The 2266-nt window shown below is 70.0% G+C and carries 2 protein-coding genes; both read right to left on the reverse strand.

Features of this window, described 5'->3' with window-relative positions; genetic code table 11:
* Positions 1 to 70: 70 nt before the first annotated feature.
* Complete coding sequence (gene istB / locus ABD208_RS20350; protein WP_344106635.1) at positions 71 to 907, reverse strand: IS21-like element helper ATPase IstB; 837 nt, start codon at positions 905 to 907, stop codon at positions 71 to 73.
* A complete protein-coding gene (istA, locus tag ABD208_RS20355; RefSeq protein ID WP_344106637.1) occupies positions 904 to 2196 on the reverse strand; it encodes an IS21 family transposase in 1293 nt (430 codons plus the stop codon). Before istA ends, istB begins: the two co-directional genes overlap by 4 nt.
* Positions 2197 to 2266: the final 70 nt, after the last annotated feature.

Here is a 2266-nt window from a genome sequence, read left to right on the forward strand (position 1 = left end):
TGTCAACGACGGGTTAGAACTGACCCCCTGGCGACGGATTGGAATTGACCCCTCCGCCGTGGTTTTTGTCCTAGTTGTCGCGGTCCTTGGCCAGTAGCTCGCGGCGTGCGCGGGTGCGGTAGGAGTCGCCCGACAGGGTCAGGACCTCGGCGTGGTGGACCAGGCGGTCGATCATCGCGGCGGCCACGACTTCGTCGCCGAAGACCTCTCCCCAGCGGCCGAAGGGCAGGTTGGAGGTGACCAGGATCGAGCCTGTCTCGTAGCGTGAGGCGACGAGCTGGAAGAACAGGTTCGCGGCGTCGGTGTCGAACGGGATGTAGCCGACTTCGTCGATGATGACGAGCTTGTAGCGGCGGATCTTCTTCAGCTCGGTCTCCAGCTGCCCGGCCTTGTGGGCGCGGGCGAGGCGGTCGATCCAGTTGGTCGCGGTGTCGAACAGGACGCTGTAGCCGGCCTGGGCGGTCTTGATCCCGAGGCCGATCGCGAGGTGGGTCTTGCCCAGTCCGGGCGGTCCGAGCAGGATCACGTTCTCGGCCTTGGGCACGAACGTCGCGGTGGCCAGGTGGGCCAGGACGTCCTTGCGCAGGGAGGGCAGGTGCTCGAGGTTGAAGTCCTCCAGTGTCTTGACCTGCGGGAAGTGCGCGGTCCGGATCCGCATCGTGGTCCCCGCGGACTCGCGGTCGGCGACCTGTCGTTCCAGGACCGCGGTGAGGTATTCCTCGTGGGACCAGTTCAGGTCCCGGGCCTGGCCGGCGAGGTCTTCCCAGACCCGTCCGATCGTGGGCGTCTTCAGCGCTCGGGTCAGGTAGGCGATCTTCGAGCCCAGCTGGTCCTGCGGGCCCTCGGGCAGCGGTGGCCCCTCCTGGGTCCTGCGTGCCTCGGTCTTCCGCGTCGTGGTCGTGGTCATCCGATGTTCCCTTCAGTGGTTTCTGTAGTGGTGGTGGCGGGCTCGTGGTTGAGCCCGCCGGGGTCGAAGTCGACGCCGAACAGGGCGTCGTAGTCCGGCAGGGCCCGGATCGCCACGACGTGCCCGTCGGCGTGAGAACGGGTGCGCCGGTCGGCCCGGGCGGTGGCGACCTGCGCGCGCAGCGCCTTGGCGGTGGCCTGGTGGGCCGGGTCGGTGATCGTGGCCCCGCTGGTCCAGACCCGCTTGTGGGTGGCCACGACCTGATCGGCGCAGGAGACCGTGACCCGTGCCGGTGATGCGGTCCAGTCGACGAACCGGCCGATCACCCGCGGGTCGACGGAGTAGTCGTTGCCGTCGACGCGCACGTAGTAGTCCCGGGCCAGCCGGACCCGTCCACGCAGCCCGACCGGCGGAGCCAGCGGCGGCAGGGCGACCATCGAGGCCCGGTCGGTCTCCCACCGCGCGATGGGCGTGGTCCCGATCGAGCGCAGGTGCCGGGCGTTGGCCCGCTCCGTCAGCCAGGTGGTGATCTGGGTGTTGAAGTCGCCCGGAGAGGTGAAGTCCCGCCCAGGCAGGAACGACGTCTCGAAGTACCCGTTGCGGCGCTCGACCAGCCCCTTGGACTCCGGATCCCGCGCCGGGGCCAACCGGATCCGCACTCCCAGGGTCCCGGCGAACGCAGCGGCCTCCGCGGTCAACCGCCCGGTCCCGCCGATCGCGGCCTCTCGGTCCCAGACCAGGGTGCGTGGGCTGCGCCCCCAGCCGCCGATGATCTGCCACATCCCGGCCAGGATGTCCCCGGCCTTGCGCGACGGGATCATCACCGCACCGGTGACCCGCGAGTACCCACACGTCATCGCCAGCACCGGCAGCACCCGCCCCACGCCGGCGCCGACCGGGACCGGGGTGGGTGGGAACCACAGGTCGCACTGCGCGACCTCGCCCGGCAAGTACTCGATCCGGTCAGCCGGGTCCGGCGGCGCGAACAACGGCCGCAGCACCCGCACCCGGTCCTTCAGGACCGTCAAGGACCGGTCCCAGCCGATCCGCTCAGCGATCACCGTGGCCGGCATCGTGGGGTGCTCGGCCAGCAGCGCCCGGATCTGCGGCTCGACCCGGTCCACGCTCGAACCACGCGGACCCCGCTCACGCCGCGGCGGACCGTCCGCCCGCAACGCGGCCCGCACGGTGTTCCGCGCCAGACCCAGCCGCCGAGCGATCTCCTTGATCGACACACCCTCAGCCCGGTGCAACCGACGGATCTCTGCCCACTCTTCCAGTGCAATCACCCCTCCAGCATCTCGGAGGGGTCAGTCCCAATCCGTCGCTACAGGGTCAGTCTCAACGCGTCGTCGACAG

Source organism: Myceligenerans crystallogenes, from assembly GCF_039529775.1.
GTDB classification, from domain to species: Bacteria; Actinomycetota; Actinomycetes; order Actinomycetales; family Cellulomonadaceae; genus Myceligenerans; species Myceligenerans crystallogenes.